This window comes from Mesorhizobium sp. WSM3868, assembly GCF_002294785.1.
Taxonomy (GTDB): Bacteria; Pseudomonadota; Alphaproteobacteria; order Rhizobiales; family Rhizobiaceae; genus Mesorhizobium.
On the sequence record NZ_NSGB01000005.1, the window covers coordinates 288,388 to 306,887 of the forward strand.

Consider the following 18,500-nt stretch of genomic DNA (forward strand, 5'->3'; position numbering starts at 1 on the left):
ACCAATAAGTATTGACTTATGCTTTGCGCATGACCGAAGCAGAGATTTTCCGGGCCCTGGCCGATCCGACACGCCGCGCCGTCTACGAGCGGCTCGCGGCCGGCGAATTGACGGTGTCCGAGCTGCGCGCCGGCGTGAGCGTGTCGCAGCCGGCCGTCTCGCAGCATCTTGCCGTGCTGCGCGGCGTCGGACTGGTGATCGAGCGGCGCGCCGGTCGCAACGCCTATTACCGCGCCGACCCTCAAGGGCTCGATCCCTTGCTCGGCTGGATCGAACGCTACCGCGCCTTCTGGCCGGAGCGCATCGAGCGTTTGAAGCGGGTTCTAAAGGAAATGGACCAATGACGACTGCCAAACACCCGGCAGCGGCCAACGCGCCGCTCAGCTTCGAATGCGAGCTTCCCGATCCGCCGGAAAAAGTCTGGCGGGCGCTCACCGAGCCGGAACTGCTCGCCGCCTGGCTGATGCCCAACGACATCAAGCCGGCGATCGGCGAGCGCTTTGCCTTTGCCGGACCAAACGCGCCGATCGAGTGCGAAGTGCTCGAGGCCGAGCCCGGCAAGCTGCTGCGCTACTCCTGGCGCGAGCGACCGGGCGTGGACGCTGCCGACCGGCTACCGGCATTCGACGGTCCCATCTTCGACAGCATTGTCACCTTCACGCTCGCGCGCACGGTTTCCGGCGGCACGCATCTCAGCATCGTCCATGATGGTTTCGCGACGGTCGCGCAACCTGTCGTCGCCGTTTCCGGCGCCGGCTGCGGGATTTCGCTCCACGCGCGCAAGAGCCCAGCTGCCGCCAACGCGCCAAGCATGATGCTGCGCGCGGCTTGACTAAAGAACCGAGGAGATCTGCGATGAGCGCCTTTGCCAATCTCGTGCCGATGGTGATCGAGCAGTCGAGCCGCGGCGAACGCGCCTTCGACATTTTCTCGCGGCTGCTGCGCGAACGCATCGTTTTCATCAACGGTGAGATCAATGACGGCGTGTCGGCGCTGGTCTGCGCGCAGCTCCTGTCGCTGGAATCGGACCATCCCGACAAGGAGATATCGATCTACATCAACTCGCCGGGCGGCGTGGTGACCAGCGGCTTCGCCATCTACGACACTATGCAGTACATCTCCTGCCCGGTGTCGACGGTGTGCATGGGCTTTGCCGCCTCGATGGGTTCATTCCTGTTGATGGCAGGCTCGCCCGGTCGGCGCATCGCGCTGCCCAACACCAGGATCGTGCTGCATCAGCCGCTCGGCGGCTTCCAGGGCCAGGCCTCCGACATCCAGCGCCACGCCGAGGACATCCTGCGCACCAAGCGCCACATGACGGAACTTTACGCCAAGCATTGCGGCCGGACCTATGACGAGGTCGAGCGCACGCTCGACCGCGACTATTTCATGACCGCCGAGGAAGCGAAGGCCTGGGGCCTCGTCGACCATGTCTACGACACGCGCAAGAAGGCGGCCTGACCGCGCGGCAAATTGATTGCGGCGCGTCTGGCCTCGCCTTCGGCGCGCCTCTATAGTTCGCGCATGATCCGAGCGCGTTCCTTGACGAATCTGGGTTTTGCCGTTGTCGCAGTCGCCGGCGTGCTTGCGGTCGGCACCGCCGCTTTTGCAGACGACAATTCGACACAAAAACTGCCCGGCGTGAGCAGCGACTACCGCATCGCCAAGCCCGCGCCGCAGCCCGAGCCTGACGACGCACTGCCAGCCGGCAGCAACGGCACGTTCAAGATCGGCGACACCGATGTCAGGATTTCGGGCAGCATAACCATCGACATGGCAACGGGTGGCATCAGGCCTCCCAACCACTGAAGCTTACCCCGCATTGCGGACGCCAGCGACGGACCTCCGGCTCGCAAAATGCAAGCCCCGCCACTGCTTCCGCAGGTGGACGGGGCTTTCATGGATCTGAAACCCAATTTTAGCCGGGAGTGGACTGCCGGCGTTCTGTTTCGGATGCAACGCGGCTTTCAGCCGACGATCCGACTATGGTCTCTGATTGTAGGAATCGGCAGGTCACGTTTTTCGGGAGGCGCTCGCGCCTACCCTGGCACTATGCCCGCCGCGGCTCCATCGCCTTCGTGGAGCCTCAAGGGACTGTCCGGTGGCGTCATGCTCCGCTCCTGGTCCGTTGTGGCAATGTCGTCCGAAGCGCAAATCGCTGAAGCCTGCGGCGTCTCGCAGGCCACCTCTGGGTGACGAGGCCATCGACAGACGGCCGGCTTCGTTGACGCCTTTGAGACTGCCCCCATGGGTCCGAGACGTCAACCGTTGAAGAGCCGGTTACAGAAAAATGTGATCGATCGGAGGTTACGTCCAGGTAAGTCGAATGCCTTCGACTGATCGGTCGCGACGGTTTTTGCAGCCGCTGTTTCCACAGCGCTTTGTCAGGAGGGTGTTCGGCCTTTGTTCTTTCCGCTTGCCCGCTCGCGCGAAAGGCGGTTAAACGCTTTGGTCGAGATTGTGGCGTCTCTCGACGCGGCGACGAGATTACCTACATAGGGAATGGCCGGGACAAACCCGCCAATCCAGCAAATTCCAGACCTGAGGCGGCGACCGGCGATGGCCGACCAAAAATATCTTTCCATTCGCGGCGCGCGCGAACACAATCTCAAGAACGTCGATCTCGACCTGCCGCGCGACAGCCTGATCGTCATGACCGGCCTGTCGGGATCCGGCAAGTCGTCGCTCGCCTTCGACACCATCTATGCCGAGGGTCAGCGCCGCTATGTCGAAAGCCTTTCGGCCTATGCCCGCCAGTTCCTGGAGATGATGCAGAAGCCGGACGTCGACCAGATCGACGGCTTGTCTCCCGCCATCTCGATCGAGCAGAAGACGACCTCGCGCAACCCGCGCTCGACAGTCGGCACCGTCACCGAAATCTACGACTATATGCGCCTGCTCTTCGCCCGCGTCGGCATTCCCTATTCGCCGGCCACCGGCCTGCCGATCGAAAGCCAGACGGTCAGCCAGATGGTTGACCGCGTGCTGGCGCTGGACGAGGGCACGCGTCTCTACCTACTGGCGCCGATCGTGCGCGGCCGCAAGGGCGAATACCGCAAGGAACTTCTGGAGCTGCAGAAGAAGGGGTTCCAGCGCGTCAAGGTCGACGGCGTCTTCTACGAGATCGCCGACGTGCCGGCGCTGGACAAGAAATACAAGCACGACATCGACGTGGTCGTCGACCGCATCGTCGTTCGCGGCGATCTGGCGACACGGCTTGCGGATTCGATGGAGACGGCGCTGAAGCTCGCCGACGGTCTTGCGGTGGCCGAGTTCGCCGACAAGCCGCTCGACGCCAGCCGGACGGGCGAGGACTCGGTCAACAAGTCGAAGAACGAGACGCATGAGCGCATCATGTTCTCGGAAAAATTCGCCTGCCCGGTGTCCGGCTTCACCATTCCCGAGATCGAGCCCAGGCTGTTCTCCTTCAACAATCCGTTCGGCGCCTGCCCTACCTGCGACGGCCTCGGCAGCCAGCGCGCCATCGACGCCAACCTCGTTGTGCCGGACGAGAATGTCTCGCTGCGCGATGGCGCCATCAGCCCGTGGGCGAAATCGACCTCGCCCTATTACGCGCAGACGCTTGAGGCCTTGGGCAAGGCCTATGGCTTCAAGCTCGGCGACAAGTTCAAGGATCTGAGCGCCGAGGCGCAGCAGGCCGTGCTGCACGGCACGGGCGAGCGCGAGATCACCTTCCAGTATGACGACGGCCTGCGCTCCTACAAAACGACCAAGACTTTCGAGGGCGTCATCCCCAACCTCGACCGGCGCTGGAAAGAAACGGAATCGGCCTGGATGCGCGAGGAGATCGAGCGCTTCATGTCGGTCACCCCCTGCCCCGCCTGCAACGGCTACCGGCTGAAGCCGGAAGCGCTCTCGGTCAAGATCGCCGGCAGGCACATCGGCGAGGTCACGGAGCTGTCGATCCGCAAGGCCGACCAGTGGTTCACCGATCTGCCGGCGCAGCTCAACGAGAAGCAGAATGAGATCGCCGTCCGGGTGCTGAAGGAAATCCGCGAGCGCTTGCGTTTCTTGAACGATGTCGGCCTCGACTATCTGACGTTGTCGCGCAATTCCGGCACGCTGTCGGGCGGCGAGAGCCAGCGCATTCGTTTGGCCTCGCAGATCGGCTCCGGCTTGACGGGCGTGCTTTACGTCCTGGACGAGCCGTCTATCGGTCTGCACCAGCGCGACAATGCCCGCCTGCTCGATACGCTGAAGCACCTGCGCGATATCGGCAACACGGTGATCGTCGTCGAGCATGACGAGGACGCCATCCTGCATGCCGACTATGTCGTCGATATCGGCCCGGCCGCCGGCATCCATGGCGGTGAGATCATCGCGCAAGGCACGCCGCAGCAGATCATGGCGACGCCCGCCTCGATCACCGGCAAGTATTTGTCGGGCGAGCTCGAGGTCGCGACGCCGGCGGTGCGCCGCGAGGCGAAAAAGAACCGGCGTATCAAGGTCGTCGGCGCGCGCGGCAACAATTTGAAGAACGTCACGGCGGAGATCCCGCTCGGCACTTTCACTTGCGTCACCGGCGTCTCCGGCGGCGGCAAGTCGACCTTCCTGATCGAGACGCTGTTCAAGGCGGCCTCACGCCGCATCATGGGCTCGCGCGAGCATCCGGCCGAGCATGATCGCATCGAGGGCCTGGAGTTCCTCGACAAGGTCATCGATATCGACCAGTCGCCGATTGGCCGCACGCCGCGCTCCAACCCCGCCACTTATACCGGCGCCTTCACGCCGATCCGCGATTGGTTCGCCGGTCTGCCGGAGGCCAAGGCGCGCGGCTATCAGCCGGGCCGTTTCTCCTTCAACGTCAAGGGCGGCCGCTGCGAGGCGTGCCAGGGCGACGGCGTCATCAAGATCGAGATGCACTTCCTGCCCGACGTCTACGTCACCTGCGACGTCTGCCATGGCAAGCGCTACAACCGCGAGACGCTGGACGTGCTGTTCAAGGGCAAGTCGATCGCCGACGTGCTCGACATGACGGTGGAGGAAGGCGTCGAGTTCTTCTCGGCGGTGCCCGGCGTGCGCGACAAGCTGGAGACGCTGAAGCAGGTCGGGCTCGGCTACATCCATATCGGCCAGCAGGCGACGACGCTCTCAGGCGGCGAGGCGCAGCGCATCAAGCTAGCCAAGGAACTGTCGCGCAAGGCGACCGGTAAGACGCTCTACATCCTCGACGAGCCGACCACCGGCCTGCATTTCCACGACGTCGCCAAGCTGCTCGAAGTGCTGCATGAGCTGGTCGACCAGGGCAACACGGTGGTGGTGATCGAGCACAATCTCGAAGTCATCAAGACAGCCGACTGGGTGCTCGACCTCGGCCCCGAGGGCGGCGACGGTGGCGGCGAGCTGGTCGCCTCCGGCACCCCGGAAGCAATCGTGCGCGAAAAGCGCAGCTACACCGGCCAGTTCCTGAAGGAGCTTCTGGAGCGGCGCCCCGGGGGCAAGCGCGAAGCGGCCGAGTGAGCGAGTGGGTCGGCAAGCGTTTGGAACAGTCTCAAATGAAGATCAGGCAAGCGCTTGCAGGTGATCTCCAAGCTGTCGTCGCGATAACCACGGACGCCTACGCCCCCTACACCGCCCTGTTCGGCGCCCCGCCGATCCCGGTGACCGAGGACTATGCGCCACGTATTACGCGCGGAGAGGTCTGGCTGCTGGAGGATGGTTCCGATCTGGCCGGGCTGCTTGTCCTCGAGCGGCACGACGATCATGCCATGATCTTCAGCGTTGCCGTTTCGCCGGCCTTCCAGGGCAGGAAACTCGGCATCGCGCTGCTCGACTTCGCCGACGAGCAGGCGCGGTCATGGGGCGTGCCGGAGGTGCGGCTCTACACCAATTCGCGCATGGAGCGGAACATCGCGCTCTATTCGGCTTACGGCTATCGGGAAACGGGTCGCCGCGCCAACCCTTACCGGCCAGGATGGATATTGGTCGACATGGCCAAGCCGGTCGACAAAGCAGCCTGAGCCGCATTCAAAACTCGGAGGAGGAAGACGATGAGCCAAGGAAAGATCCGCTCCGGCATGGGCGGCTGGACCTTCGAGCCCTGGGACACCTCCTTCTATCCGGACAAGCTAGCCAAGGCCAAGCAGTTGCACTATGCCAGCCGCCAGGTGCCGAGCATCGAGGTCAACGGCACCTATTATTCCAGCTTCAAGGAGCCGACCTTCGTCAAGTGGGCGAACGATACGCCGGACGGCTTCGTCTTTTCGCTCAAGGGCAACCGCTTCGTCACCAACCGCCGCGTGCTCGGCGAGGCCGGGGAATCGATAATGCGCTTCCTCGGCTCGGGCATTGTCGCGCTCGGCGACAAACTGGGACCGATCCTGTGGCAGTTCGCGCCGACAAAGAAGTTCGATGCGGACGATCTCGAGGCCTTCCTGAAGCTGCTGCCCGAGAAACAGGACGGCGTGCCGCTGCGCCATGCGCTCGAAGTGCGGCATGACAGCTTCATTGTCCCGGAATTTCCGGCTCTGGCGCGCAAATACAATGCCGCCATCGTCTATGCCGACCACGCCAAATATCCGGCGATCGCCGACGTCACCGGCGATTTCGTCTATGCCCGCCTGCAAACCGGCAGCGACGACAATCCCGATTGCTACACGCCGAAAGGGCTCGACGAATGGGCAGGCCGCATCAAGACCTGGTCGGAAGGCAGGCAGCCGGCCGACCTGCCGCGCGCCGATCCCAAGACCGATGCGCCGGTCAAGCCGCGCGACGTGTTCGCCTATTTCATAAGCGAGGGCAAGGTGCGCGCGCCCTTCGGTGCCATGGCGCTGATGAAGCGGGTGGCGGCCTAAACTGGCGCGGCTCTTTGTTGGAACGCCGGAAGTTTGCCCGGCGTGGAACGCCGTCGGCAGTTGGCTTGTCGGAACCTGCCGGCCATGTTGACCGTTCTGTCCCAGCCGATCGCGAGGTGGGCGGAGGGTTATCTCGCCGAAAGATCGGTACGGCGACCTCGCGAAACGCTCGCCAAACCCGCAGCGTCGGAAAGGAGCGAGGGAAGATGACCGTCATCCTCGGTGCGTTGCTTACCATCGCAGGCGTCGTCTACATGGCAGGCGCCACTTTGAGGCGCGGACGCCTGAGTGACCCGGCATCTACAGCCCCGGATCGTCCGGCGCCGAACCTGGCAACACCAGGCCCCACGCTGGAGCCGCGACGACGCGGACTCCGTTTCCTCGGCCTGTCTCAGAATTGGCCAGGTCTGGTGATGATGGCGCTCGGCATCATACTGCTGTTGTCGGTGTTCGTCCTCTGACCTTACGGAATGTCGGAGTCTTCACTCGCAACCGCGTGCTCGACATCCGCCGCTGCGCTTGAAGCTCAGAGCAATTCCGGAACGGTTGAAGTCTTGCTGCTCAGGCCGTCAGTGGTGCCCGATTACTTCGTTATAGGCGTCGAGGTCGACGTAAAAAACCTTGGTTATTTCGTCGAGCAGATCATCCTCGTCGTAGCCCTGCGACATCAGGATGTTGATCGCCGTCATGATATCGACGCGCTCGGTCAGTCGCCGCTTCTGATAGTCCTCGACAAAACGTTCCATCGCCTTCCCCTGGCAAGCTTTTGTTGGACGCATCGACCGACAATCACTGCGGGGAAAGCTAGGCGAGCTTGCTTGCGCGGACCTTGCGGGGCGGAGCCCGCGCCATCCCCTTCATCTCGACTGATACGGAAAGAGCCCGACTCACCAAGGCCATGGAAAGACTAGCATGCGCTATTGGCCACACCAGAGCCGTCGAACACTTCGTCATCCTTCCGCGTAACGACGCGAACCGAAGCGAAGACCCAAGGATCCATTCCGTTACTAAGAAGCGTCATCAACGGTGCATAATCAGCAATGATCTAGGCGTCCGCACGAGGAATCTATTCTGCATCGCGAGACCGGCGACGGCGTGCGTAGCTTCGGCCGCTTCACCAGCGCCCGCCCGAGTGGCGAACTGCCGCTGGTCACCGCACAGGTCGCCGCCGCGCCGCGAAGGCATCTGCCTCAGCACCGCAAACACCTCGAAGACATGCGAAGGAATGTTGCGGTCGCCGCGCCGAAGCGGCGCGAAGCCGGACTTCAGATTTTCGAGGACCGTGAGCAGCGGAGAAATCTCCCTGCCCTGCGGCACGATGCGATGCCCGACCGGGCGCGGTCATACGCCGCGCTCCGGTCGAGCGCCTTCCCCTCGAAGGCAACCCTTCCGCTCGTCAACCGGTGATGGCTGACGATCCGATCTCATCAAACTTGGTTGCAAGCGACGTGCCAAACGCGGACGCATGCGGGGATCAAGAGAAATAGTCATGAAATACAAACATTTAGCACTTGAGAAGCGAATAAAACGACGCCGATCAAGCACCCTGGGTTTGAGAAAACGTTGCGCAGCTCTGTCTAGATTTTGCCCAAATCATAAAATTGCCCAATGCTTAATCTCCTCTCCGTGCCGGCACTCGCCAGCCAGTTGCGGGGCAGCGGCAAAATGGGGCAAGGTCGCCGCCGAAATGAGCGACCGCATGGCCTTCCCGATTCGCATTCTTCTGAGCTTGCTGCTTCTTGCGTCGGCCGTGGGCAAGGCCGGCGCGGACTTCGCCGAAGGCAAGCTTCCGGACGGCGTCTATCATTGCGAGGTCTATCTGCTCGGCCTCTTCATCAATCTCGGCGACATCACCATCAAGGGCAATGTCTATAGCGGCCCAGTGACCTTCGGCACGTCGGGAACCTACAACTACCAGATGGACGCCAATGGCGAGATCAGCTGGCTCGGCCCGCTCGGCGGCTATACGAGCGGCGGCAACTCGATCTCGCTGACACAGGCGACGCTCGACTATCCAGGCGCTCCCTCCTTCGACATCATCATGAAGCAGCAGGACGGCGCCTTTACCGCCTCCACCTGCACGAAACATTGATCGAACAAGGAACTTCGCTTCGATGCTGCGCACAACCTGCCGCTTTATCTGCGGGTCGCCGAGGGGCAGTTGAAGCGGAAACCGCCTAAGCAGTGACCGCGACTTCCAGTGCCAGGCGGGTCATGTCGGTGAACAGCGCCTGGCGTTCGGAATACTCGGTCTGCTCGTCGGCGGCGACGTGGTCGACCACGGTCAGCAGCGATAGGGCGCGCGCGCCGAACTGCGCCGAGATGCGGTAGAGCGCGCTGGTTTCCATGTCGACCGCCAGCGCGCCGAGCGCCCTGGGCTCGTCGAAGCGGGCGCGGCCATCGGGATGATGGAAGATGTCGCTGCAGACGGTCAGGCCGGCGCTGCAGGCAATGCCGAGATTGGCGGCCCGCTGCAGCGCCAGCGCATGGAGCGCCTCATCGGGGCCGGCCGGCTGGTAAAGTCCGAACACCTGCCCGCTGATCGGGCCCTCGGCGCGCACGGCGCTTGAAACGACCAAGCCCCGCAGCGGAACGTCGTCCGACAATGCGCCGCATGTTCCTGTGCGGATCAGCGTCTTCACGCCATGATAGTCCAGCAACTCATGGGCATAGATCAGGAAAGAAGAGACGCCGATGCCGGTTGCCTGGATGCTGACCGGCTTGCCGCGGAAACGGCCAGTGAAGCCGAGGGCGCCCCGACGGAGATTGATGCAGCGCGGCGCCTCCAGAAAAGTTTGCGCCATCCACTGCGCGCGCTCGGGGTCGCCCGGCAGCAGCACCGTTTCGGCATAATCTCCCCTGCCCGCCTCGATGTGCGGCGTCACGCGCTATCACCCCCATGACAGGACCCATCCGATCGCCATCATGGCAGGCTCGCTGCAATGTGCAAGCGATAGCTGTTTAAGACATGTCGCCTAAAAGGGCGCAGCGCTTTTGGGGAAACGACCTGCATCAAGCAATGATCTGAAGCGCGTCGCCTGATCTGCTTCACCGATGCGCTTTAAGATTCCAGCACGTCTTTGACGATCGTCGCCAGTTGCTTGAGCGAGAATGGTTTGGGCAGGAAGCCGAAATGCGCGTCGGCCGGCAGGTTTTTGGCAAAGGCGTCCTCGGCATAGCCGGAAACGAAGACGAATTTTATGTCCGGCTGGCGCTTGCGCAATTCGCCGAGCAGCGTCGGCCCGTCCATTTCCGGCATCACCACATCGGACACGACGATGTCGACCTTGCCGCCGAGTGCCTCGAATACCTCCAGCGCCTCGACGCCGGAGGAAGCCTCGTGAACGGTGTAGCCGCGCGAAGTCAGCGCCCTCACGCCGCCCATGCGAACGGCGTCCTCGTCCTCGACCAGAAGCACGGTCGCCGAACCTGAGAGGTCCTTCGCCGTGTCGGCCGGCTTGGCTGGAGCTGCCGCCGCCGCAGTGTCGGCAGGCTCGCTCGCCTTCTTCACCTCCGTCACGTGACGCGGCAGGAAGATCCGGAACACCGTGCCCTTGCCGACTTCGGAATCGCAGTAGATGAAGCCGCCGGTCTGCTTGATGATGCCATACACCATCGAGAGGCCAAGGCCCGTTCCCTTGCCGACCTCCTTTGTGGTGAAGAACGGCTCGAATATCTTCTTCAGCACCTCCGGCGCGATGCCGCTGCCCGTGTCCTCGACCTCGACCAGCACATAATCGGCCGGGATAAGCTCGCGATACGGGAACGATTTGCACTCCTCGGCCATGACGTTGCGGGTGCGCACGGTAAGATCGCCGCCGGTGGGCATCGCATCGCGCGCGTTGACGGCGAGATTAACCACCACCTGCTCGAATTGGCCGATGTCGACCTTGACCGGCCACAGATCGCGCCCGTGGTCGATCTTCAGCCTGATATCGTTGCCCACCAGGCGGGCAAGCAGCATGCGCAGATCGGCAAGCACATCGGTCAGGTTGAGAACTTCCGGCCGCAAGGTCTGCTTGCGCGAGAAGGCCAGCAACTGCCTAACAAGCGACGCCGCCCGGTTGGCGTTCTGCTTGATGTTCATGATGTCGGGGAAGGACGGGTCCGACGGCCGGTGGTTGGTGAGCAGGAGGTCCGACGCCATGATGATGGCGGTGAGCACGTTGTTGAAGTCGTGCGCGATGCCGCCGGCAAGCTGGCCGACCGCCTGCATCTTCTGGCTCTGCGCCATCTGGCCCTCGAGCGCCTTCTGCTCGGTAGTCTCGACGGCGTAGACGATGGCCGATTCCTCCGCACCCTCGCTACCGGCGCCGTCGGCGACGGCATTCACGTAGAAGCGGATGTGGCGCTCCTCATGCCCGGGTAGCAGCGAGTCGATCGGCTCGATATTGGCCTGCCGCTGCCGCGCCTTCTCGAAGGCGGCGGCGAAGGCCGGCCGGTCGCGTTCATGCACCACGCTCTCGAAACGCACGCGCCGGTCGACAGCGTCTCGGTCGACGACGGACGAAAACAGCGACAGGAACGGCGCATTGGTGCGCAGGATGCGCCCGCCGGCATCGACGCCGGCTATCGCCATCGGCGTCGAGTTGAAGAAACGCGTGAAGCGCACCTCCGAGGCGCGCAGGTCGGCGGACGCGTCCTCTCCCTGGGTGCGGTTGAGCACGATGGTGCGCGTCGGCCCGTTCACTCCTTCGCGGCTTGCCGAAACGCGGTGCATGAAGCGGACCGGCAGTGCCTGGCCGCTCATTGTCGTCAGATCAAGGTCGATGACGGCGTTGCGCGTGGCGCCGGGATCAGCCTTGACCGAGCGGACGAGCGCCATACCGTCGCCGGCGACGATCTCCGGCAGCGTGACCGCGCCCGGGGTGAAGCTGGCAAGGTCGATGCCCAGCCATTCGGCAAGCGTCGCATTGATATAAGTAACGCGGCCTTCCTGGTCGGCCGAGAAGAAGCCTGCGGGCGCGTGGTCGAGATGGTCTATCGCCTTTTGCAGGTCGAGGAAGAAACGCTCCTGTTCCGCCCGCTCCTGCGAGATGTCTGCGATCTGCCAGGCAAGCATCGGCAGCCGCTGGCCCGGCACATTGAAGGCGCGGGCGCGGACGCGGTACCAGCGCGCGCCCGGCTCGGCCCCAGGCTTGATCGATTGCGCCAGGCGGAATTCACCGTCGCCGGCCTGGCCGTCGCGCAGGCCGGACGCCAGCCGGTAGATGGTCATTGAAGCCTCGGGGACGTCCGAAAGCAGCCCCTCGACCGTCTTGAGGTCGGCCGCCGAAGCGGCACCCGTCATCTCGGCATAGGCCCGGTTGGCGTAGATTACGCGACCCTTGGTGTCGGTGACCAGGAGGCCTTGCGACATTGAATCGACGAACGCTTTGGACAGCTCGTCTCCGGTTGAACGCGGCGCGATCTGCACGAAGCCGATCGCCGTCGCGAACAGAAAGCCGACGCCGATCATGGCGAGCACGCCAAGCATGCCGAGCAGGAACGGATCGCCGAGGCGCTCGCGGAACAACCCGAAGACGACCGCCGCGCCGGTCAAAACGACGATGAAGATGATGAGCCTGGCGATGGCGCCCGGACGCGTGTTTTGGTCGACGATCGGTACCGGATAGAAATCGCCGCGCGTTTCCTTGGCCATGTGCCCCCTGCTCGTGATTCCGATACCCCGACACCCGCGAACGGCCGGTTGAATCACATTCTCCTGTAGCGGAAAAGGCCCGGACGGCAAATGTCCGATAAAATCAACGATTCATGTTTCAAACTGTTCACGATGGGTGATGTCGCCTTGCGGAGGCTAGTCCCTAAGGTCTAGTGTCGCGTCACTTCAAAGGCGATTGGGTGCACCGATGCTGCAGTGGCTGGATAGCGTAGCGGGGCCGGGTTACGTCGCTGCAATTCTATGGACGTTCGCGGCCCTTGTTCTGCTGGTCGTGGTCCTGCTCGTCATCAAGGTAGTCCGCAACCTGACTTTCGGCACCTTCGTTGCCGGAGGCCGGAATCGCAAGACACGGCTCGCCGTCATGGACGCCACCGCTGTCGACAGCCACCGCCGGCTGGTGCTGGTGCGGCGCGACGATATCGAACACCTCATCCTGATCGGCGGCCCGACTGATGTCGTGGTCGAGCGCGACATAAGGCTGGCAGCACCTCGCCGCCCGGCGCTGACCGGAGACAGCGGCCAGCAGCAGACCGCCGCGCCGCGCCCGCGGGCGCCTCAGCCCGCACCCGCCCCGGCCCGGCAGCCGACCGCACCGGCGCCGGCTCCCGTGAGCGAGCCCGTGTCGCGCCCGCGCGCGGCGCCCCCTCCGGCAAAGCCGGTGGTACCGCCTCCCCCGGCCGCGAAAGTCATGCCACTCCCTGCGTATGGGACGAATGGCACTGGCCGGCAGGCCCCGCCGCAGCCCTCCAACGACTCGATCGACGACACACTGATGCACGAGCTCGAGGCATCGTTGGAGGAGTCCCATTCCAAACCGGCAAGCAAGCCGGCGGCGAAGCCCTCGCTCGATGACGAGATGACCAAGCTTCTCGGCGAGCTGGCCAGCCACAAACGCTGACCCCCAAACGATTGCCGCTCAAAAAAGAAAATGGCCGGAAAGATCCGGCCATTTTCGCAAAACCTGCGTCTGTCCCAACCCGCGTCAGTCGTCGCGGTAGACCTTCTCGCGGCGTTCGTGGCGCTCCTGCGCCTCGATCGACAGCGTCGCGATCGGGCGGGCGTCGAGCCGCTTCAGCGCGATCGGCTCGCCGGTTTCCTCGCAATAACCATAGGTGCCTTCGTCGATGCGCTGCAGCGCGGAGTCGATTTTCGAGATGAGCTTGCGCTGGCGATCGCGGGCGCGCAGTTCGATGGCTCGGTCGGTTTCGGAAGAGGCGCGGTCGGCTAGGTCGGGATGGTTGGCGTTTTCTTGCTGGAGGATTTCGAGTGTTTCACGCGCTTCGCGAAGGATGTCATTCTTCCATGTGATAAGCTTCTGGCGGAAGTATGATTTCTGCCGTTCGTTCATGAACGGCTCGTCTTCGGAGGGTACGTAATCGGCGGTAACGATGTCGTTCATTCGACTCACCCAACAACCCCAAATTTGGCGCCTATATATTCGCGGACAAGGGGCTGCACAAGCGGAAACAATAACAGTTTCACGCATTTGTTAGTCTTCGCAGCAGCAGGCATTCGCGGCGGCCATTTCTCAACGGTCGGGATCGAATTCATCAGCGATTCGGCGCGGTTGCGCGTCCTATGCCATTGTGCACGACACGGTTCTGGTGACTAATCGCCAAAACGCTCAGCGTATTCAACATAAAGGGGGAGCCGGTTGAGCAGACTTTATCTGTTGAGGCATGCCAAGGCCGGATGGGCGCTGCCCGGCGTTCGTGACTTCGATCGTCCGCTCGACGAATCGGGCATGGCCGACGCTGAGGCGATGGGTGACGCCATGCGGGCCCGGGACTACGTGCCGGATGTCACGCTCTGCTCCAACGCCAAGCGAGCACGGCAGACCCTTGAAGGCCTTGCGGGCCGCACCGACACCGGCCGGGTGCTGTTCTTCGACACACTCTACAGCGAAGATGCCGCCGGTTACCTCGAAATCATTCGTAAGAACAGCGGGGCCGGCTCATTGCTGGTGATCGGCCACAATCCGATGACCGAGGACCTAGCCATGGCGGTGTCGGGCGACGGCGATGAGACCGCGCGAGGCATGCTCAACCACGGCTTTCCCACTTCCGGACTCGCCGTCGTGCGTTTTCCCGGCAATCTCGGTGAAGCAGGCCAGGGCCGTGGTTATCTCGAGGCCTTTCTCAGTCCCGCCGATCTCTGACACCATTTCAAACGCCTTGCCCAAGGCCTATATCGGGCCCTGACGGGCGACCCAGAGGCAGATTTGGCATCATCGCTGACCACTTTCACCGACGAGGCGAGGATTGCGCTCGACACGTTGTCGGGCCGGGCCGCCGGGCTCTTCTCCCCATCCCTGCGACTGGGCGTCACCGGCCTCTCCCGCGCCGGCAAGACGGTGTTCATTTCCGCTCTCGTGCATAACCTTATCCATGGCGGGCGGCTGCCGCTGTTCGAAGCGCAAAAATCGAGCCGCATCGCCCGCGCCTTGCTCGAGGAGCAGCCGGACGACGCCGTCCCGCGCTTCCAGTACGAGGACCATGTTGCGGCCCTGGTCGACGACCGTGTCTGGCCGGATTCGACGCGCGCCATTTCAGAGCTGAGGCTGACCATCGAATACGAGTCGGCCTCCGGCTGGAACCGGCTGTTTTCGGCCGGAAAGCTGTCGATCGACATCGTCGATTATCCCGGCGAATGGCTGCTCGACCTGCCGCTGCTCGGTAAATCTTTCGCCGATTTTTCGCGCGAGGCGGTGGAGCTGGCCGCCCTACCGGTCCGCTCCGACCTGTCACAGGCGTGGCAGGAGCTGGCCTCCTCGGTCGATCCGGACGCCGACGCGGACGAGATGACGGCGCGCCGTCTCGCCGAAAGCTTCGCCGCCTATCTCAAGGCTTGCAAGTTCGACGAACGTGCGCTCTCGACGCTGCCGCCGGGTCGTTTCCTGATGCCGGGCGATCTCGAAGGCTCGCCGGCGCTGACCTTCGCGCCGCTGATGAAATTGTCCGAACGGCGCCGCCCCGGATCGCTGCAGGCGATGATGGAGCGCCGCTACGAGGCCTACAAGACGCATGTCGTAAAACCGTTCTTTCGCGAGCATATCACCCGTCTCGACCGCCAGATCGTGCTGATCGACGCCATGCAGGCGCTCAACGCCGGCCCGGCCGCCATGGCCGACCTCGAACGGGCCGTCACCGAAATCCTCTCCTGCTTCCGACCCGGGCGGGGCAATTTCGTCACCGACCTGTTTTCGAGGCGCATTGACCGCATACTGGTGGCGGCGACCAAAGCCGACCAGTTGCACCACGAAAGCCATGACCGGTTGCAGGCGATCGTGCGCCGCCTGGCCGACCGGGCGGTGGCGCGGGCCAATTTCAGCGGCGCCGATGTCGATGTGGTCGCCATGGCGGCGGTGCGCTCGACCCGCGAGGGCACCGTGAAGCAAGGCCGCGAGACATTGCCGGTGATCATCGGCACGCCCTTGAAAGGCGAGAAGATCAACGGCGAGACATTCGACGGCAAAGCCGAAACAGCCATATTTCCCGGTGACTTGCCGGAAAAGGTCGATCCCGTGTTCGACGCTTCCGGGCAGCAGGCGGAAAACAATGAACCGGCGATCCGTTTCGTGCGCTTTCGTCCGCCGAAGCTCGAGCGGACGGCCGAAGGCGTCACGCTGTCTTTGCCGCATATTCGCCTCGACCGCGCGCTTCAGTTCCTGATCGGAGATCGTCTGGCATGAATCCGCCCCGCAAACCGGCGGCCTTCCGCATCGAGCCCGAGTCCGCGCCAAGGCACGAGGCGCCGCAGAAGCGTGGCGCCGAACAGCCCGTGCGCAGGCCACGCGCCGCCAGGGCCGATGTCGTCGTCGTCATTCCCTCGGAGATCGACGTTTTCGACCAGCCGGATATTGAGCAGGCCCCGCCGCCACCGGCTACCGCTCCAAGGAGGCGCTCGCTGCTGGCACGCCTGTTTTTCGGAGCTTTCGGCGTGCTTGTCTCGCTCGCGGTCGGCTTGTGGATGGATCAGCTCATCCGTGACCTTTTCGCGCGCGCCGAATGGCTGGGCTGGCTGGCGGCCGGCATGGCGGCCATCGCGCTTTTGTCGCTGCTTATCGTCCTGATCCGCGAGTTCCTCGCCATCGCACGCCTCGCTGAGGTCGAGAAACTACAGCGACGGGCCGTGGATGCGGTGGCGCGCGACGACCCCAAGGCCGCGCGCGCTCTGGTCGATGAGCTTTCCGCATTTGTCGCGGCAAAACCGGAGACTGCGGCCGGCCGCCGCTCACTCGCCGAATTGCGCGGCGAGATTATCGATGGCGCCAATCTGGTGCGGCTCGCCGAAACCGAGATCCTGTCGCCGCTCGATACCCGCGCCAAGATGATGATCCTGGAGGCCGCGAAGCGCGTCTCGCTGGTGACGGCGGTCAGCCCGCGCGCGTTGGTCGACGTCGCCTATGTCGTGTTCGAGGCCGGCAGGTTGATCCGGCGCCTGTCGGAACTTTATGGCGGCCGTCCCGGTACACTGGGCTTCTTTCGCCTGGCGCGCGGTGTGCTTGCGCATCTGGCGGTGACCGGCTCGATCGCCGTCGGCGACAGTTTCGTGCAGCAGATCGTCGGCCACGGCCTTGCCGCGAAGCTCTCGGCAAAGCTTGGTGAAGGCGTCGTCAACGGCATGATGACGGCGCGCATCGGCATCGCGGCGATGGAAACGACGCGCCCGCTGCCGTTCATTGCGGTAAAGCGACCGGGGCTAGGCGATTTCCTCTCGGCATTGACCTCGTTCGCGTCGCGAAAGGGTGGCCAAAGCGAGCAGTAAGGTAAATGCAGAAACGGTCGCCAGTGACGAAGCATTAACCAATCTTCTTCATGGTCACTCTGGTTCCAACAGCAGACTCGTTCGTGCCGGGTGTTGTCAATGAGAAGCGTAATCTTGTCCTGCGTCATGACCGCAACGGTTGCGGCCGCCGTACCGCTCGGGCTCGTCGAAAGGGCCTTTGGAGCAGACGCTGACAAGCAGTTTTTCCGCTCGGTCGAAGGCAAATGGGTCGGCCCTGGCGAAATCATCGCCGGCAAATACAAGGGCACGAAATTCACCTGCAATTTCAACGGTTCCACGCCGGACGGCAAGGTCGGCATGACGCTGGACGGCGACTGCCGGGTCGGCGTTTTCACCCAGAAGATGTCGGCGACGGTCGAACGCCGGGGCCGGGATGGTTACAAAGGCACTTTCATGGGCGGCTCGACCGGCAACGGCATGGACATTGTCGGCGGCAATGTCGTCGATCCCCAGAAGGTCGTCTTCACCATTAACCGCAACCAGTTGAACGGCGTCATGCAGGCGCGCGTCCCCGACGACAATTCGATGACCGTGACGGTCGCCGTGCGCGTCGACAAGCAACTGGTGCCGGTTATCGGCATGAGCCTAAAGCGGGTCGACACGGTCGAAGTCGGCTCGATCGCGAAGAACTGAGCAAAAGCGCGATCGAGGAAGACAAAAGGCGGCAGCCAATGGCCACCGCCTTCTTTCGTTTGACTTGGCTCAACCCTTGATGGCGGCAGTCACTTCGTCATATGCCTTGCAGGCTTCGTCCAGCGTCGTGGCATTCTGATATTTCGTCGTCACGGCCTGCACCTTGGCCGTCAGATCAGCCGCCTTGCTCGGATCCTTGGTGATTGCTTCCTGAAGCGCGGCAGCCATGGCCTGCGCCTTCTTGGCGGCGATCTCCTGTGTGCACTCCGGTCCCTTCGAACAGGCCGAAACGGCCAGCGCCGCAACGCCAACGGCAACGAGCAAAAACTTCTTCATGTCAGTCATCTCCTCAAAAAAAGGCAGCGGCCCATCGCCGCTGCCCTCCAATGGCTGAAGCTCCATAGCCAAAGCCTACCGGCCTTAACCTTTGATTGTGGCGGCGCGCAACGACCGGGCTGCGTAAACTTGCGTACGAAGCTGCAGCGGGAGTTTGTCTGACGGCACACGCTCGTTTTCGGGCCGACACCCCTGCTCTTCCTGCCAGGCCCCCTGCCCTTGCCTCGCACTCCCGCTGCATGCAAGGAGTGCTGAAACGAAAGGAC

Annotated in this window: 20 protein-coding genes; 14 read left to right on the forward strand and 6 right to left on the reverse strand. The window is 63.3% G+C overall.

Annotated elements, in window-relative coordinates; translation table 11 throughout:
• Positions 1–29 precede the first annotated feature (29 nt).
• The 8 genes from CK221_RS11375 to CK221_RS11415 all read left to right on the forward strand — a co-directional run bounded on the left by CK221_RS11375 (position 30) and on the right by CK221_RS11415 (position 7,276).
• Positions 30–344, forward strand: a complete 315-nt coding sequence (locus CK221_RS11375) for a metalloregulator ArsR/SmtB family transcription factor (protein ID WP_066992453.1) — start codon at positions 30–32, stop codon at positions 342–344.
• Positions 341–832, forward strand: a complete 492-nt coding sequence (locus tag CK221_RS11380; RefSeq protein WP_095777764.1) for an SRPBCC domain-containing protein — start codon at positions 341–343, stop codon at positions 830–832. Before CK221_RS11375 ends, CK221_RS11380 begins: the two co-directional genes overlap by 4 nt.
• A gap of 23 nt (positions 833–855) precedes the next feature.
• Positions 856–1,461 (forward strand): ATP-dependent Clp protease proteolytic subunit, encoded by a 606-nt coding sequence (locus CK221_RS11385; protein WP_066992448.1) that lies wholly within the window; start codon positions 856–858, stop codon positions 1,459–1,461.
• An 81-nt stretch (positions 1,462–1,542) separates the two neighbouring features.
• Positions 1,543–1,809, forward strand: a complete 267-nt coding sequence (locus tag CK221_RS11390) for a hypothetical protein (protein ID WP_095777817.1) — start codon at positions 1,543–1,545, stop codon at positions 1,807–1,809.
• Positions 1,810–2,559: 750 nt separating this feature from the next.
• The gene (gene uvrA / locus CK221_RS11400; RefSeq protein ID WP_095777766.1) at positions 2,560–5,481 is read left to right on the forward strand and encodes an excinuclease ABC subunit UvrA; all 2,922 of its coding nucleotides are present in this window, start codon (positions 2,560–2,562) and stop codon (positions 5,479–5,481) included.
• Between the two features lie 35 nt (positions 5,482–5,516).
• Positions 5,517–5,981, forward strand: coding sequence for a GNAT family N-acetyltransferase (locus CK221_RS11405; protein WP_095777767.1), 465 nt, complete (start codon positions 5,517–5,519; stop codon positions 5,979–5,981).
• 30 nt (positions 5,982–6,011) lie between these two features.
• Entirely contained in the window at positions 6,012–6,815 is an 804-nt protein-coding gene (locus CK221_RS11410; RefSeq protein ID WP_095777768.1) for a DUF72 domain-containing protein, read from the forward strand.
• A gap of 206 nt (positions 6,816–7,021) precedes the next feature.
• Positions 7,022–7,276, forward strand: a complete 255-nt coding sequence (locus CK221_RS11415; RefSeq protein WP_095777769.1) for a hypothetical protein — start codon at positions 7,022–7,024, stop codon at positions 7,274–7,276.
• A gap of 108 nt (positions 7,277–7,384) precedes the next feature.
• Here the strand turns inward: CK221_RS11415 and CK221_RS11420 are convergent, their stop codons facing one another.
• Together CK221_RS11420 and CK221_RS30755 are read right to left on the reverse strand one after the other, a co-directional pair.
• Positions 7,385–7,561, reverse strand: coding sequence for a hypothetical protein (locus CK221_RS11420; protein ID WP_095777770.1), 177 nt, complete (start codon positions 7,559–7,561; stop codon positions 7,385–7,387).
• Between the two features lie 274 nt (positions 7,562–7,835).
• Entirely contained in the window at positions 7,836–8,132 is a 297-nt protein-coding gene (locus CK221_RS30755; RefSeq protein ID WP_245430615.1) for a hypothetical protein, read from the reverse strand.
• A 382-nt stretch (positions 8,133–8,514) separates the two neighbouring features.
• Here CK221_RS30755 and CK221_RS11430 point away from each other — a divergent pair, with 382 nt between their 5' ends.
• Entirely contained in the window at positions 8,515–8,907 is a 393-nt protein-coding gene (locus tag CK221_RS11430) for a hypothetical protein (RefSeq protein WP_095777818.1), read from the forward strand.
• 85 nt (positions 8,908–8,992) lie between these two features.
• Here the strand turns inward: CK221_RS11430 and CK221_RS11435 are convergent, their stop codons facing one another.
• Together CK221_RS11435 and CK221_RS11440 are read right to left on the reverse strand one after the other, a co-directional pair.
• Positions 8,993–9,700 carry a purine-nucleoside phosphorylase gene (locus CK221_RS11435; protein WP_095777771.1) on the reverse strand — a complete coding sequence of 236 codons (708 nt, stop codon included), beginning with the start codon at positions 9,698–9,700 and terminating at the stop codon, positions 8,993–8,995.
• A gap of 176 nt (positions 9,701–9,876) precedes the next feature.
• Positions 9,877–12,456 carry a PAS domain-containing sensor histidine kinase gene (locus tag CK221_RS11440; protein ID WP_067319741.1) on the reverse strand — a complete coding sequence of 860 codons (2,580 nt, stop codon included), beginning with the start codon at positions 12,454–12,456 and terminating at the stop codon, positions 9,877–9,879.
• A gap of 208 nt (positions 12,457–12,664) precedes the next feature.
• On the opposite strand from CK221_RS11440, the gene CK221_RS11445 reads away from it, so the two are divergent.
• Complete coding sequence (locus CK221_RS11445; RefSeq protein WP_095777772.1) at positions 12,665–13,375, forward strand: flagellar biosynthetic protein FliO; 711 nt, start codon at positions 12,665–12,667, stop codon at positions 13,373–13,375.
• Positions 13,376–13,459: 84 nt separating this feature from the next.
• On the opposite strand, the gene dksA is transcribed toward CK221_RS11445, so the two are convergent.
• Positions 13,460–13,876 carry an RNA polymerase-binding protein DksA gene (dksA, locus tag CK221_RS11450; RefSeq protein WP_040972254.1) on the reverse strand — a complete coding sequence of 139 codons (417 nt, stop codon included), beginning with the start codon at positions 13,874–13,876 and terminating at the stop codon, positions 13,460–13,462.
• A gap of 255 nt (positions 13,877–14,131) precedes the next feature.
• Here dksA and CK221_RS11455 point away from each other — a divergent pair, with 255 nt between their 5' ends.
• The 4 genes from CK221_RS11455 to CK221_RS11470 all read left to right on the forward strand — a co-directional run bounded on the left by CK221_RS11455 (position 14,132) and on the right by CK221_RS11470 (position 17,898).
• A complete protein-coding gene (locus CK221_RS11455; RefSeq protein ID WP_066992417.1) occupies positions 14,132–14,635 on the forward strand; it encodes a histidine phosphatase family protein in 504 nt (167 codons plus the stop codon).
• Between the two features lie 63 nt (positions 14,636–14,698).
• Positions 14,699–16,168 (forward strand): YcjX family protein, encoded by a 1,470-nt coding sequence (locus CK221_RS11460; protein ID WP_095777773.1) that lies wholly within the window; start codon positions 14,699–14,701, stop codon positions 16,166–16,168.
• Positions 16,165–17,244 (forward strand): TIGR01620 family protein, encoded by a 1,080-nt coding sequence (locus CK221_RS11465; RefSeq protein ID WP_095777774.1) that lies wholly within the window; start codon positions 16,165–16,167, stop codon positions 17,242–17,244. The genes CK221_RS11460 and CK221_RS11465 overlap by 4 nt, the downstream gene beginning before the upstream one ends.
• A 126-nt stretch (positions 17,245–17,370) precedes the next feature.
• Entirely contained in the window at positions 17,371–17,898 is a 528-nt protein-coding gene (locus CK221_RS11470) for a hypothetical protein (protein ID WP_245430617.1), read from the forward strand.
• 69 nt (positions 17,899–17,967) lie between these two features.
• Here CK221_RS11470 and CK221_RS11475 read toward each other — a convergent pair whose 3' ends face one another.
• The gene (locus CK221_RS11475) at positions 17,968–18,300 is read right to left on the reverse strand and encodes a hypothetical protein (protein ID WP_245430616.1); all 333 of its coding nucleotides are present in this window, start codon (positions 18,298–18,300) and stop codon (positions 17,968–17,970) included.
• Positions 18,301–18,500 lie beyond the last annotated feature (200 nt).